We start from the raw sequence: 15062 nt of genomic DNA, 5'->3' as shown, positions 1-15062 counted from the left end.
AAAAAACTAACTAATCACTCAAAGATCGCTATTGCTTCTATTTCTACCTTGACTCCCTTTGGAAGTTTTGCTACCTCCACTACTGCCCTAGCTGGCTTTGAGTGTCCGAAGTATTCTTCATACACTTTGTTGAACTCTTCAAAGTCTTTTATGTCCTCTAAGTAAACGTTGACTTTTACCACATCATCTACCGTTGCCCCTGCCGCTTCTAGGATTGCTATTAGGTTCTCTATCGCCTGTCTTGCCTGCTCCTTTATGTCTCCTTTAACAAGTTCTCCTGTTTCTGGATTTATGGGAATTTGTCCTGAAATGAAGAGTATCTTGTCTGGGTTTTCGACTAGGATTGCCTGGCTGTATGGTCCTATTGGTTTTGGGGCATTCTCAGTATAGATTACACTCCTCTTCACCATCTTCAACACCTCCAAATTTTATTATAGAATTGTTATTAAAAACTTTTCGGAAAAAGAAGAGAGAATCAGCGAAGCGAAGAGTCCTCATCGTTCCCCTCGGGTGTCCTCGGCTTCATCATCTCCTAACGTCCTCAAACCTTCTCGAGGTACTTTTCAAGAGACTTTGATGGGATGTCAATTGAAAGCCCCATCTTCTGCAGGGCGGTTCTTAAGGCATAGACTCTTGCATGTTCTGCGAATTCTTTTGGTGCGTAATGTTCTATCGGGATGTGGAGGAGTTTATCTACGACCGTTTTTATCTCGCTCTCACTTTTAGCCTTTTTGATGTCTCCAAACCATTGTTCTATCCCCTTCAGATTTATCTCCGCATATACTGGAATCTTTGAGACAGTTGTCTCATTTATGCTTGCTAAGATCCTTGCAACATCTGCCATTGGGGTTTTATCGTCTATTATAAGCCTTTTCACGACTATCCAGCTTCCATGTTTAGCCGTGAAGTTTACATGCTCATCATGGTATATGAGTGTGGTTCTCAGGTCTGTTATAGGATCTTCTGGGTAACTAACGGAAAACTTCTTTGAGAGTGCTTCCCTTGTTAGCAGTGCTTTTGCAACATCCAGAAGGAGTTTTTTGAGCTTTTTGTCCTCTTCGAATATCATTGGGTTTAGTTTTCTTGATGTTCCGGGAGACTTTAAGGTTTTTAAGACCTCCCATACTTCTTTCTTTCCTATTTCCTCGGCTAGGCTCATTATTCCAGCAACGTTCATAACTTCTGTTAGATATTCGGGGATCTTCAGAGTGACAGTATTTGAAACACTTGCGAGGAAGTGTGCTATCTCATGATTTTCCATTGCTAACAACTTGTCCCCAACTTTCCAGTTTTTGTGGTTTGCCGTGAAAGCTATGTGATCTTCAATTCTCATTTTCATCACCCCGTATCTTTTTGGATTCTTATTATTTTAGCTTTTCTAAACTTGTCGATCCTCTTTAAAAAAAGTTTATAAGCTCACTCAAGCAACCGTAGTTTGAGAGAGGTGAGGTATTTTGAGCGAGGAGATTAATAGCATTGAAAAAGAGCGCTCCTATGGTGAAAAACTTGAATTGGGGATTGATTTTCAAACTACTGAGGAAATTAAAGTTCCTGAAAAGTTAATAGATCAAGTCATCGGTCAAGATCATGCTGTTGAAGTGATAAAAACTGCAGCGAAGCAAAAAAGGCACGTATTGTTGATAGGTGAGCCGGGTACAGGTAAATCCATGCTAGGTCAGGCCATGGCAGAACTCCTTCCAACTGAAAATCTCGAGGATATCCTAGTCTTTCCAAACCCGGAAGACGAGAATATGCCCAAGATAAAGACAGTACCGGCATGCCAAGGAAGACAGATAGTAGAGCGCTATAGACAAAAGGCAAAGGAGCAAGAAAACATAAAGTCATACCTGTTACTTTTTGTGCTTTTTGTGGTTATGCTTGCAGTGCTTATGGATCGCTCAGCTCAGACCTTGCTCTTCGGAGTCTTCGTGCTTATTGTGTCATTAATGGCCATATCTAACATGAGGCTTAGGAATCAGGCTTTGGTGCCAAAACTTCTCGTTGACAATTGTGGAAGAAGAAAAGCCCCCTTTGTGGATGCAACCGGAGCTCATGCTGGAGCTCTGCTTGGAGATGTTAGACACGACCCGTTTCAGTGCTTTAGTGGAAAGGAGAGCGTCATTATCAGAGAAAACGGCAAGGTAAAAGCCCTAAGGCTCGGGGACTTCGTTGAGGAGGCCCTAAAGAATCCTTCTGGTGAGGGAACGGATGGGGAAGTTAGGATCATCTACCACGACTTCAGGGACAAGAACGTCGAGGTGCTCACGAAAGACGGCTTTACGAAACTCCTCTACGCCAACAAGAGAATAGGGAAGCAAAGGCAGAGGCGCGTGGTGAACCTTGAAAAGGACTACTGGTTCGCACTCACACCTGAGCACAAAGTTTACACTAAAGACGGCCTCAAGGAGGCTGGTGAGATAGGGAAAGATGACGAGCCCATCCAAGTGCCGGTTGTAGTCCTTGATGAGTTCTCGATAGCGAGAACATATGGGGAGGAGGAAAAGCTCAGGGACTACATCCGCTGGAGGGAATACCGCAAGAGGACTGGCCACGGCTACGAGAGGGCCTCAAAGGAGCTTGACATAAAGGCGAGCACGCTTCGCTGGTGGGAGAGTGGAGCAAAGCCGAAGTCCCTGAAAATGGCCGAGGCCCTCAAAGGACTTAATCTGCTCCCGCTCACAAGCGAAGACAAGAGGCTTGAAAAGATCGCCCTACTCATGGGAGTACTTTTCAGCGACGGCAACATAGACAGGAACCTCAACACCTTGAGCTTCATCTCCAGCGAAAGGGAAGCCATTGAAAAGTTAGTCGTGACTCTCAAAGAGCTATTCGGTGAGTTCAGCTATGAGATCAAGGAGAACCGCGAGGCAAAGGGAAGGAGCATCCTCTTCAGGACCTGGGACAGGAGGGTTATCAGGTTCTTCGTCGCCCTCGGTGCCCCGGTCGGGAACAAGACGGAAATAAAACTGGAACTCCCTTGGTGGGTCAGGCTCAAGCCTTCCCTCTTCTTGGCGTTCTTCGACGGCCTCTACAGCGGGGACGGTAGCGTTCCGAGGTTTGCTTTGTACAAGGAGGGTATAAAGTTCAACGGGAGCCTCGAAATTGCACAGCTAACTGACAAGCCCGAAAAGAAGATACCCTTCTTTGAGGAGATTGCCTGGTACCTTGGTCTCTTCGGCATCGAGGCTAAGGTAAGGGTTGACGAAGCTAGGGGTAAGTACAAGGTTAGGCTGATCTTATCCCAGTCAATAGACAACGTCCTGACGTTCCTCGAATTCGTGCCGATAAGTCTCTCGCCTGCAAAGAGGGCTAAGTTCCTGGAGGAGGTTAAGAAGTACCTTGAGAGAGCAGGGGAGTCAAGACACGCTAACAGGCTCGATGAGTTAAATGAGCGGTTAGAGAAGATACTGAAGATGGAGAGAAGAACCTTCATTGAGACTTGGGCGGAAGTAGATGTAACCTACAACCTTACCACTGAGAGGAGCAACCTGCTCGCCAACGGCCTCTTTGTCAAGAACTCCGGTGGCCTTGGCACTCCAGCTCACGAAAGAGTAGAGCCGGGAATGATTCACAGGGCACATAAAGGCGTGCTCTTCATAGATGAGATAGCCACCCTTAGCTTGAAGATGCAGCAAAGTCTGCTCACCGCTATGCAGGAGAAGAAGATGCCCATAACGGGACAAAGCGAGCTATCGAGTGGTGCCATGGTGAGAACAGAGCCGGTGCCGTGTGATTTCATTTTGGTTGCTGCAGGAAACCTAGATACGGTTGATAAGATGCACCCTGCTTTGCGTTCCAGAATAAGAGGGTATGGTTATGAGGTCTATATGAGAACCACAATGCCCGATACCCTTGAAAACAGAAGAAAGCTCGTACGTTTTGTTGCTCAAGAGGTTGTGAAGGATGGTAAGATACCTCATTTCACCAAGGATGCCGTTGAGGAAATAATTAGAGAAGCCCAAAAAAGAGCGGGCAGAAAGGGTCACCTAACTTTGAGACTTAGAGACCTTGGAGGTATAATAAGGGCTGCAGGAGATATAGCGATTAGAGAAGGGGCTAAATACGTTACAAGAGAACACGTACTAAAGGCATTACAGCTCGCCAAGCCCCTTGAAAAGCAGTTAGCGGATTGGTACATAGAGAGAAAGAAGGAGTACCAAGTTATCAAGAGCGAGGGTGGAGAAATAGGAAGGGTGAATGGCCTTGCAGTTATAGGAGAGCAGAGCGGTATTGTGTTGCCCATTGAGGCTGTAGTCGCTCCAGCGGCAAGCAAGGAGGAAGGTAAGATAATCGTAACGGGTAAGCTTGGAGAGATAGCAAAGGAAGCCGTTCAAAACGTTTCGGCCATAATAAAGCGTTACAAGGGAGAAGACATAAGCAGATATGACATTCACGTTCAGTTCCTTCAAACATATGAGGGCGTTGAAGGTGATAGCGCAAGCATAAGCGTTGCAACGGCAGTTATTTCAGCCCTTGAAGAAGTTCCCGTAAAGCAGAGCGTTGCCATGACTGGTTCACTGAGTGTTAGAGGAGAAGTTTTGCCCGTTGGTGGAGTTACACCAAAAATAGAGGCGGCAATTGAAGCGGGAATAAAACAAGTTATAATTCCAAAAGCAAATGAGAAAGATGTCTTCTTAAGCCCAGACAAAGCCGAGAAGATCGAGATAATCCCGGTTGAGACAATTGATGAAGTGCTCCAGATAGCACTTGAGGACTCAGAAAAGAAAGATGACCTAATAAGAAGGATTAGGGGAGCATTGCCCCTCTCTTAATCTTCAAGAAGCTCTGAAAGCCCTGCACATTCTATTATCTTTTTTGCTATTTCCTTGCCCATCTCGATGTCGGTGAGTTCTTTTACTATTACTTTTCCGCTGGGATATATGCTCGTTTCGTAGCCGTCTATTACTGCTATCGCCATCATTTTGGGAATAACGCTTTTCACTTGATAACCTTTCCCTTTTAGGCACTCTGCAGTCTTTTTTAAATCAACGGTTACCTCTTTATCCCATGAATAGGGCTGAACTATTACTCCCTTCATGGTTGTGCACGGTTTTGAGATGATCATATTACCACCGGTTTCTATTTTTGGGAGGATGCTTTTATGGCTTTCTACCCAACCTTGGCCATTGAAAAAGTTAAAAGCCAAATGTAGAATTTAGATCATGCTGCTTGAGATACTCCTGGCTATAGTCCTTATCTGGGATGGATATTTTTTCATTAATTACCTCCTTAGTCTTTTGAAGCCATATAAAACTCGGAGATGGGCTCCTTTTGTAAGCATATTGGTCCCTGCCTATAATGAAGGTAGGACCATTGCTGATTCTATAAAATCAGCTCTCTCTCAAGACTACCCGGATTTTGAGGTTATTGTGATTGACGACGGTAGCGAAGATGACACATTTGAGAAGGCTATCTCTCTGAAAGACGCAAAGGTGAAGGTTTTTAGGAAAGCTCATGAGGGAAAGGCAAAGGCCCTTAACTTTGGGCTCTCGAAGGCGAAGGGGGAGATAATAGTTACCATCGATGCAGACTCTGTTTTATCCTCAAACGCATTGAAATCTCTAGTGGAGAGGTTTTACTCTCCAGAGGTTGTGGGGGTAGGGGGACAGGTAAGGGTTTTGGGAAAGTCTTTTTTGGAGAGGGCTCAAGACGTTGAGCATCTCAGGATTGCCATGTTTAGACGAGCTAAGGAGCTTGAAGATCTAAGTGTTGCTCCTGGCCCTCTCTCGGCGTTTAGAAGGAGAGCTTTAGAGCAAATTGGGGGTTTTATTGAGAGTGAGGTTGAGGACTATGCAACAACAAAAGAGCTCAAGAAACTTGGAAAAATTCTCTATGCCCCAAAGGCAAAGGCCTACACGAGAATGCCAAAAACACTTCCAGAACTCTGGAGGCAGAGGAAAAGGTGGTTTTTGGGTGATTTAAAGCATCTTGGAGGAGGGTTAGAAAAGGAGCTCTTTTTCCTTCTCTTGGGAGACTTTATTGCCCTTCTTGATATAGTAGTTCCACTTATGCTGTTCTTAACTGGAAACTTTGATCTGCTCTTGCTGTTCTTGAGCTATGAGGTACTGACAATCCTTATACCTACGGTTGTTGAGGGTGGATCCCTTTTGAATGCCCTTCTATTTCCGATGTTTCTATGGTTCTGGGCGGTCTTTTATCTGTCTCTTCATATATATGGGTATTCCCACAGATTGTTGGACACTTTAAAATGAGCCAGAAAAATTAGTGGAGATCTCCTTAGGTTTTTAAAGTCAAATCCTGAATTTCCTGTGGTGAGGAAAAATGGACTTCAAATTTGAGATAAAAGCGCGAGATGCTGCGGGAAGAATAGGAAAAATTGAAGTTAATGGAAAAAAGCTCGAGACTCCAGCGATAATGCCGGTTGTAAATCCCAAACAGCTTATAGTGACTCCTAAAGAGCTCAAAGAGATGGGCTTTGACATTATAATTACAAACTCCTATATAATCTACAAAGATGAAGAACTCAGAGAGACGGCCCTTGAAAAAGGCATTCACGGGCTTTTGGAGTATGACGGTATAGTGGAAGTTGATTCTGGAAGTTTCCAGCTTATGAGGTATGGGGGAATAGATATTACCAATAGAGAAATCATAGAGTTCCAGCATAAGATAGGCGTTGATATAGGAACCTTTCTTGACATCCCGACAGTTCCAGATGCCCCAAGGGAGAAAGCAGAGGAAGACCTCAAGATAACACTTGAGAGGGCAAAGGAGGCTGAGGCCATAAAAAGCATACCCATGAATGCCACCGTTCAAGGATCAACGTATCTTGACTTGAGAACCTATGCGGCCAAGAGACTAAGTGAGATGAACTTTGAGATACACCCGATTGGTGCCGTTGTTCCGTTAATGGAGAGCTACCGCTATAGGGAGCTGGTCGATGTTGTAATAGCCTCAAAGCTCGGACTTAGACCAGATAGACCGGTTCATCTTTTTGGCGCTGGACATCCTATGGTATTTGCTCTGGCAGTTGCAATGGGAATAGATCTCTTTGATTCAGCGAGCTATGCTCTCTATGCAAAAGATGACCGCTATATGACGCCTGAAGGGACTAAAAGACTTGAGGAGCTTGGGTATTTTCCCTGTTCGTGTCCTGTTTGCTCTAGGTATACCCCTCAAGAGCTTCGAGAAATGCCAAAGGAAGAAAGGACAAGGTTACTTGCTCTTCACAACCTATGGGTCATTAGGGAGGAGCTCAACAGGGTGAAGCAGGCAATAAGAGAGGGGGCACTCTGGGAGCTTGTGGACGAGCGCTCACGGTCTCATCCAAAAATGTTTGCCGCATATAAAAGGTTACTTGAGTATAAGGATTATCTCGAGGAGAACGAGCCAATAACAAAAGCCTCGGCCTTCTTTAAGGTTAGTGAGGAGATCATGAAAACTCCCGTGGTACTGAGGGCTAAGAGCAGGGCTGAGAGAATTAGGCAGAAGTTTCCCGAAACAGTTAGACATCCCCTTTTCGGTGAAATTCCCAAGTATCTAGGCCTAACGTTCCCATTTGCCCAGAGCGAGGGAGAGGAGGACTTTACCATAGAGAAGCCTTCAAAGGAAGAAGCGAAGCTTTACGTTCAGGCTGTTGCTGAATATCAGTTTGGTGAAAGAGCTGGTGAAGCATTTAAGGATGTTTTTGTGGAGCTCTCAAGAAAGACAGGCATGCCAAGGCAGATAAAATTCAAAGGTAAACACATAGCTACTTTCAGGGCTGAAGATGGCCTTTTAACCCTTGGAATTGAAGGTGCCAGAAGGCTCCACGAGGTTCTCCCATATCCGAGGATGAGAGTTGTTGTTAATGAAGACGCAGAGCCCTTTGCAAGAAAGGGGAAGAACATTTTTGCGAAGTTTGTGATTGATGCTGATGAGAACATAAGGCCCTATGATGAGGTTCTTGTAGTCAACAAAAACGACGAGCTTTTGGCAACCGGCCAAACTCTCTTAAACGGCAGGGAGCTTAAGGTATTTCAACAAGGGCTTGCGGTAAAAGTTAGAAGGGGAGTTGGGTGATCATTCGAGAGGTGATCTTCCGTATTTTATGAAAACTCTCAGTTCTTTATCTTTCTTTTTCAGGTAGTTCATGAGGGCTTCGAGTTCTACTTTGAAGGCTTTCTGTTCAATCTTAACCCCTTCATGAGCTCTCTGGAGTGGTCTTATATAGCCGTTGCTTTCATGCCACAGCAATTTTGCTATCAGCTCATCGTTAATTGGAGTATTAGACTGAAGTAGATATATGATGCCCCCCTTCATTGTCCTTATATATGCAGAGGGAACTCCACTTTCTATAAACCTCTGGACGGTGGGGAAGTATTTTCTTAAAGCCCTTGGCAAACGATGGGCTATTTTCTTCTTTTCTCCAGTAGCTTCTGGATCGTATATTACACAGTAGCCAGGAAGCTCTTCTCCTTGTGTTTTGGCGAGGTATGCATCAATAAATGGAACATCAAGGAGATCTATGCCGAACTTTGACGTGATTTTTCTGTTGTAGAAGCTTTTTGCTAGGTATACTAACTCTCTTTGAAGAAGCTTTTCGAGGGAATAGAGATACTCCAAGTAGCCCAAGACAACATGGATTGTATTTCTTGCCTCTTCAAGGGTTAACGTCTTTGGCTCACTGTATTCCTCTAGTTCTTCGGCGATTTTTATTATCTCGCTTTTGGGAACCTCGGCTTTTAGGGCATCCCTCAGCTTCTTCAGGGCACCGTCGTAGCTTACAATCTCTTTGCCTTCCATTGCTTTGTAGAACTCCGAATACTCCTCTATAACCTCATCTGTAAGTATAACCTCCTCGTAAATCTCTCTCTTCTCGGTGAGACGCTTATTTAAGTCGAGGTAGTGTTCATCGAGTCTTTCCACAAAGTCCCTGATGAGCTCTTCAAGCGTGTTTTTTCCAAGGGTATCAACAAGGGTCGTGATTCCCCTAACGCTCTCAGGATAAACGGGAGGTCTTGTTAATGAGCCGGTGAGCGTTCCGTCCATCAAAATCATGTGCTCTTCATTCCCTACTAGAGCTCCGAGCTTGTTTTCTAGTGTTTCCATCTGAAGTCTTATGATCTGATCAGATATTCCATGATTGTAGATCATCGAATTTGTGTAAACCAAGCGAGCACTCTTACCGTTTCCAAAGGCAAAAGAAGCTACCGTATAGATTATTGTTCCGCTCAATCTGGCCTTTCCTTGGCTTCCATCAATTGCGTAAACCTTGCTCTCTCTTTTTTCAGGAAGAGGTCTCCAATCTACCTTACCCTTTAAAGCTCCTTCAGCTTCTTTGAGCTCGTTTTTAAGCATTTGGAGGATTTTGTCTGCTTGATCCTTGGAAATAAGACGGTACATTCACCCCACCTCAACCTCCTCCACTCTCGAAACACCGTTTTCAAGTCTGACTCTCACCACTCTATCTGCAGCATCTTTCAGCTCCTCGTCGTGGGAAACTATTATCACCTGCGGAATTCTTCTTAAATAGCGTTCCATGATATCTACGAGCCTCCTTCTCCTTTCTTCATCGAGATAGGGGGTCGGCTCATCCATTATGAGAAGGGGGATCTCTCCTGCAAGGTAAAGGGACAAAGCTAATCTAAATGCCAGACCAAGGGCTATTCTCTCACCACCGCTCAGGAAGGATAATTCTCTCTCCTTCCCGTCGTATATAACCCCAAGAACAACCTTGTTCTCTTTTGCCTTCACACTTATTCCTGAGTATTTCTCCTCCGTGAGCTCTTCAAATATCTCACTCGCGTATTCACCAACTTTTGCAAGTGCATCTTCCTTAAGGATGTTCTTAAATCTCCTGACCTTTTCCCTAAGCTCCTGAACTCTTTCTCTGGCTTTCCTTAGTTCTTCGAGTTCTTTTTTCTTATTCTTGACATTGTCTCTCTCTTTCTGAAGGCTCTCTAAGTTTTTGCTCAGTTCCTCTTTTCTCTCTTCTAAGCTTTTGAGCTCGGTTTCTGCCCTTGTTAGGGCTTCTCTCTTCTCAATGTGCTCTTTTTTAAGCTTGTCATGTTCTTCTTTGTTATACTCTCTCTCGAGCTTTGCAATTCTTTCCATTACCGATGACAACTCTTTCTCAAGCTGTTTCCTTTGATCTTCTAGAGCTCTCAATTCTTTTTCTTCTTCGTGGAGACGTTTTTTCTCTTTCTCAAGCCCATCTTTGGCGTCTAGGAGTCCCAAGTATTCTTCATAGATAGGCCTCAGCTTTTCAAGCTCTGCCTTAAGATCCTCTTCATTTTCAAAGCCGAGCTCTTTAAGTTTCTTCTTGCATTCTTGAAGTTCTTTTTTAGCATTTTCTATTTTTTCCTCTATGTTTTTCTTCGTTTTTTCTAACACTGGCTTCTTTTTGAGCTCTTCTAAGATGCCGTTAAGTTTGCCCTCAAGCTGGTTCTTCTCTTTCGAGAGCTTTTCGTATTCTTTGGCCTCTTTTTCGAGCTCCCTTATGTTGAACTGAGCTAGCTTTTCCTCATTTTCTTTTATTTGTTTTAATATCTCTTCGTTTGCTATTATGGCGCTTTCATTTTTCAAAGTTTTTTCAATTCTTGTGAGCTCTGCCCTGAGTTCTTTCTCCTCTTTTTCTAACTCTTTCAGCCTTGCCATGTATGTTTTGATCTCCATTCTGTAGCTTTTGATAAGCTCTTCTCTGTGTTCGTCTGTAAGTTCGGAGCCGCAGACAGGACATTTCCCTTTGGCTTTCATGAGCTCCGATATTGCCTTGTCTTTCTCCCCGGAAAGACTCCTGAGCTTTCCTTTTTCTTCTCCAATCTGCTCAAGCTTCTCCCGGATTTCTTCTTTTCTTTTCTTTGCCTTTTCTATTTTGTCTTTGAGGATTTTAATATCCTCCTCACTGAGGGACAATCTCTTCCTTAGCTCCTCCACTGTTTTTTTAATTCTCATGACTTCTTCATACTGTTCTGCATGTTGCTTTAAATTCTCGAGCCTTTCTGTTATTTCCTCTATCTTTTCTTTGATATCTTTCAGCTCTTCTTCCTTCTGCATGAGCTCCTTGAGTCTCTCTTCTATTTGAGAGAGCCTTCCTTCATAGCCTCTAAGCTCTTTTTCGATCCTTGATTTTATTTCGCTGTATTCTTTCTGAAACTTTTCAAGCTCTATGTACCTCTCTGCTTGGGGCTTGACTTTTTCAAGCTTCTCAACTTTCTTTTTCAGTTCTTCTATCTTCTCCTTCCTCTCGTTTGTTGACTTAATTAAGGAGCTTATCCTTGTCTTTACCCTTTCGAGGTTCTTTTCAATTTCACTTTTTTCCTCTTTCACTTTGTTGAGTTGTTCCAACAGCTCGTCAAGTTCAGAAAGTCTCTTTTCTACTCTCTCGGTTTCCTCTCTCAGCTTTGGAATCTTTGGTGTAAGATCGTTTATTTGTTTTATAGCCTCACTTAGGCTTCTTCTGGTTTCCTCTATCATCTCATCTATGTTCCTCATTGCTGTAAGGTATTCTTCAATTGCGCTGATTTTTGAATCTATGGCCTTTCTAACTTCAAGAAGGTTGTTGTAGGCATTCTCATATCTGTCCAAACCCAAAACTTTTCTTACGACCTTTTCTCTGCTTTCATCACTTTCTAAAATCGCGTCAATTTCCCCCTGTCTTATGTATATGGCATTCACAAAGATGTCGTATGGGATTAGTTTTTCCATCCATCTTCTCACGGACTGCTGACTCGCTTCGGTTGCATAATGCCATCCATTGCCCTCTTGATACTTAACGAAAGCTATGCCCCTAGTTATGTTTCTGTGGAGCTGGTACTTCACGTTGTCCTTCTCAAAAAATATTGTTATCTCAGTGCTTTTTCCATTTACCCTAAGGATATCTTCCTTCTTGAGATCCTTGGGCTTCATAGGCCAATAAAGGCCCACAAGTATCGCGTCAAGAAGGGAACTTTTTCCAGAACCGTTTTGCCCTATTATAAGATTTATTCCCGGTGTAAACGTTACCTTTGTGAACTCATGTGAGCGAAAATCTCTCACGATTATCTTTTCAATCATCATTTTCTCTCACCCTTTCAGCCAGGATAATAAATCTGATTTCTTCTTGGGTGGCTCTTTTTGTTTTCTGCTTTTTCCTTCGGCTTCGGGCTTGGGCTTTTCTTTTCTTGCTTTTTCCTCAGCCTTTTTCTCCTCTTTTACGGGTATAGGCTCTTTTTCTGGAGCAAAACCTTTTAAAAGAAGCTCTATGACCTCTTCAGATGCTTCAAATTCCTTTTCACCAACAAGCTCTAGTACCTTGAGTTCCAGAGGAGTGAAGAACCCTTTTACGTTCGCCGTATTCCCAGCCCTTATGGAAGGCCTCTTGAACTTCGTTCTTATGTGGAGGTATTTAACGTTGAAGATCTCATATAGAAAAGATACATCAAAGGGTTTTTCCCATTCGATATCTACTCTTAAAAAGGCCTCTTTTGGAATTTTTGCACTTAGCTTTTTGAGCTCCTTTTTTACAATTGTCTCCTCAGCTTTAATCTTAACGTCATAAAAGGGCCTAACATCAAGCTTCACAAACTTCGGCTTAAAGTCCTCCACTATTAGAAAGCCCTTGTCTTCTCCAGCCTGGGGAACGAAAGCATCTCCCCTCCATCGGTATCTCATTTCGTAGTCTCCAAAATCCCATCTTTCTAAGGAGCCTGGATAAGCCACCACACCTAGACCCTTATTGCTCTGCCACCTTTTGTGTATATGCCCCATTGCGTAGTAAAGAAACCCCTCTGGCAGGTCTTCGAGGGTTATTTCAAAGTAATCTCTCTGCGTTTCAAGTCTTAGGCTATCCATCATTTCTTTTATTCCCTGATGAAGCATAAGTATTGCATCCCCACTTGGCTTAAAATAATCACTCAACTTGTTCCTTTCGAACCATGCAGCACTCATAAACTTCATTCCATAAATCTCCAGGCTTTTGTTGCCTTTTTCAAAGACCCCTTTGACAATTAGCTTACCATCAACTTTCTCTGTGGTTTGATACTTGTTTTCTTTTTTCTCCTCGCTGAAGCCAAGGACGTACATCAATCCTAGGGACTCTAAGAGAGTGTAAGCGGAAATTCTTTTTTGGGTTCTGTCATGGTTTCCCTCAATCGCAAAAACCGGAATATTCTCTTTTTTTGGAATTGAGAGGATATCTATGACTTCTTTTATTGTTTGCGGGCTTGGATTGCTCCGGTGAAAGAGGTCTCCCGCAATCAGTATAAAATCCACTTTTTCTTTAATTGCCTCTTTTATTGCGGTCTCGAAAGCTCTTCTAAACTCCTCGGCTCTATAAGGCAGTCTGTACTGCTCAAACCCAAGATGCACATCGGCAATATGGGCGAACTTAAAGGTCATATTCTATCCCCTCATTTTCATAAGTTTGCCGAATCTCTTCCTCTTTCTCTTCCTCTTCTGCTCTTTTACGCCACCTTGATACAATCCCTATGTCCTCTCCTCCATAATCGCCGCCCCTTTCTTTGAAGTTGTATATCTTTACCAGAGCTGGAAGAGCTATTGCCTGACCAACTATTACAGCCTCTCCTTTTCCGAGAGATGCTATATCGGCTAGTAAATCACTGCTCAGCTGCTCGCTTGCCTTTAGAACGTAGTCTTGGTCTTTTGGATTTACAATCTTTAGAATTATCTTGGTGTTTGTCTGGCTTAAGACGTCCTCATTAAGCTTGTTTGGTCTTTGAGACACTATTCCAAGTCCAACCCCGAATTTTCTTCCTTCTCTAGCAATTCTGCTCAAAATCCTTACAGCATCGTTGTGTTCTCCTTGTGGGGCAAAGATGTGTGCCTCCTCCACTACCATGAGTATCGGCTCGGCAAGTGCCCTGCTTTTATCTTCAATGCTCTTCATAATATCTCTAAGCTCTTTAATTTCCTCCTGGAGTTTGGACGTTTTTGCCGTTTTGCTTTCTCTTAGTTCATCTTCTATGCGTTCAAGTTTCTTTCTAGCTTTTTCATAGTCTACCCTCGCCTCGAATATTCCTTGGAGCAGTTTTCCAACAACAACCTTCATTTGACCTTCGTCTAAAGGCCCGAGATCAATAACATTTGCTTTTCCTGGCTCAATTTGGGATATGAGATCTTCACTAGTTAATAAGCTTCCATAATTCCTTAGGAATCTCCTAAGCCTCAAAACAACTCCTCTTAACGTCTCTACTCTATCTGATTTGAGTTCTTCCGTGAAATAGCCCTTCTTCCCTTCGTCCCAATACCTTGCTTCTTTATTTCTGATCCAGTCGTTTATTGTCTCCATGAGCTTTTCAATAAGCTCCCTCCCACCCAGGTTTGGATTTTCATATTTGATTGTTTCCCAGGCTTTAGCTAGGAACTCCCTCTGTATAGTGGCGTTTTTTGCGACCTCTATCAGATCTGCCAGCTCCTCACTATCCATTTCTTCAGGCCTTATTTTGGCCTCTATTATCTTGACATACTTTTCCCCTGTGTTGGGGAGCTTTAGCTTTACGTAATCCCCGTGGGGGTCTAGAACAACCACCGTCCCCCTGAGCTTTTCGACAATCTGGCTTATCATTACTGCAACGGTGTTCGACTTACCTGCTCCTGTAACAGCTAAAACGGCAAAATGCCTTGATACAAGCTCATCAGCGTTCAAATAAATTGGCACGCTCTCCCTCAGAAGAAGCGTTCCAACCTCTATGTATCCCTCTCCAGGGTTATATATTGCCTTGAGAACCTCGTCGCTTAGCCTATAAACGGTTCTTCCATTGGGAATTGGAACCCTATTTGGTAAAACTTCAACCTTCTTGCCATTGAAGTTGAGCTTGCCTAGTACCCTTACAGTTGCGATGACTTCCTCATTGTCCTCAATACTTTCTCCATACTGCTCTAAATCGAGCTGAAGCGACTGGTATGTGCTTTTTCCGCTTATGAGAAGCCAATTTATGTTTTGAAGTTTTCTGATTGTGCCAATAACCCATTCCCCGTTTCTGTTCTGAGCAACAACGAACTCTCCAAACTGTAAATTTACACCTGGATGAGCGGAAAAATCATAACCGATGACACTTGCCTCACCTTTAACTATACCCACGGCATCCTCCGCTATCCTCATTGTACCACCTTCATTTAATCAA

General features: G+C 43.5%; 10 protein-coding genes. 3 read left to right on the top strand and 7 right to left on the bottom strand.

Annotated features, from left to right (window positions below; all coding sequences use genetic code 11):
• Positions 1 to 14 precede the first annotated feature (14 nt).
• Together ACZ5NL_RS05330 and ACZ5NL_RS05325 are read right to left on the bottom strand one after the other, a co-directional pair.
• A complete protein-coding gene (locus ACZ5NL_RS05330) occupies positions 15 to 410 on the bottom strand; it encodes a RidA family protein (RefSeq protein WP_464841178.1) in 396 nt (131 codons plus the stop codon).
• Positions 411 to 541: 131 nt separating this feature from the next.
• Positions 542 to 1333, bottom strand: coding sequence for a DUF2666 family protein (locus ACZ5NL_RS05325; RefSeq protein WP_464841176.1), 792 nt, complete (start codon positions 1331 to 1333; stop codon positions 542 to 544).
• Between the two features lie 121 nt (positions 1334 to 1454).
• On the opposite strand from ACZ5NL_RS05325, the gene lonB reads away from it, so the two are divergent.
• The gene (gene lonB, locus ACZ5NL_RS05320; protein WP_464841174.1) at positions 1455 to 4772 is read left to right on the top strand and encodes an ATP-dependent protease LonB; all 3318 of its coding nucleotides are present in this window, start codon (positions 1455 to 1457) and stop codon (positions 4770 to 4772) included.
• Here lonB and ACZ5NL_RS05315 read toward each other — a convergent pair.
• A complete protein-coding gene (locus ACZ5NL_RS05315; RefSeq protein WP_004067677.1) occupies positions 4769 to 5065 on the bottom strand; it encodes a hypothetical protein in 297 nt (98 codons plus the stop codon). The two genes, lonB and ACZ5NL_RS05315, sit on opposite strands and share 4 nt — an antisense overlap.
• 97 nt (positions 5066 to 5162) lie before the next feature.
• On the opposite strand from ACZ5NL_RS05315, the gene ACZ5NL_RS05310 reads away from it, so the two are divergent.
• Together ACZ5NL_RS05310 and tgtA are read left to right on the top strand one after the other, a co-directional pair.
• Positions 5163 to 6212 (top strand): glycosyltransferase family 2 protein, encoded by a 1050-nt coding sequence (locus ACZ5NL_RS05310; RefSeq protein WP_464841172.1) that lies wholly within the window; start codon positions 5163 to 5165, stop codon positions 6210 to 6212.
• Positions 6213 to 6282: 70 nt separating this feature from the next.
• Positions 6283 to 8019 (top strand): tRNA guanosine(15) transglycosylase TgtA, encoded by a 1737-nt coding sequence (tgtA, locus tag ACZ5NL_RS05305; RefSeq protein WP_464841170.1) that lies wholly within the window; start codon positions 6283 to 6285, stop codon positions 8017 to 8019.
• Here tgtA and nurA read toward each other — a convergent pair whose 3' ends face one another.
• Genes nurA through herA form a run of 4 tightly spaced genes read right to left on the bottom strand, consistent with a single transcriptional unit; the run spans position 8020 to position 15040 of the window.
• A complete protein-coding gene (nurA, locus tag ACZ5NL_RS05300; protein WP_464841169.1) occupies positions 8020 to 9342 on the bottom strand; it encodes a DNA double-strand break repair nuclease NurA in 1323 nt (440 codons plus the stop codon). It abuts the gene before it with no gap.
• A complete protein-coding gene (gene rad50, locus ACZ5NL_RS05295) occupies positions 9343 to 11997 on the bottom strand; it encodes a DNA double-strand break repair ATPase Rad50 (RefSeq protein ID WP_464841168.1) in 2655 nt (884 codons plus the stop codon).
• A 6-nt stretch (positions 11998 to 12003) separates the two neighbouring features.
• On the bottom strand, positions 12004 to 13317 hold the full coding sequence (mre11, locus tag ACZ5NL_RS05290) for a DNA double-strand break repair protein Mre11 (RefSeq protein WP_464841167.1): 1314 nt from the start codon (positions 13315 to 13317) through the stop codon (positions 12004 to 12006).
• Positions 13307 to 15040, bottom strand: coding sequence for a DNA double-strand break repair helicase HerA (gene herA / locus ACZ5NL_RS05285; RefSeq protein WP_464841166.1), 1734 nt, complete (start codon positions 15038 to 15040; stop codon positions 13307 to 13309). Before herA ends, mre11 begins: the two co-directional genes overlap by 11 nt.
• Between the last annotated feature and the right edge of the window lie 22 nt (positions 15041 to 15062).

The organism is Thermococcus aegaeus (assembly GCF_055393685.1).
The sequence above is the reverse complement of the archived record's forward strand: the minus strand, read 5'-3'. Positions and strand labels throughout refer to the sequence as shown.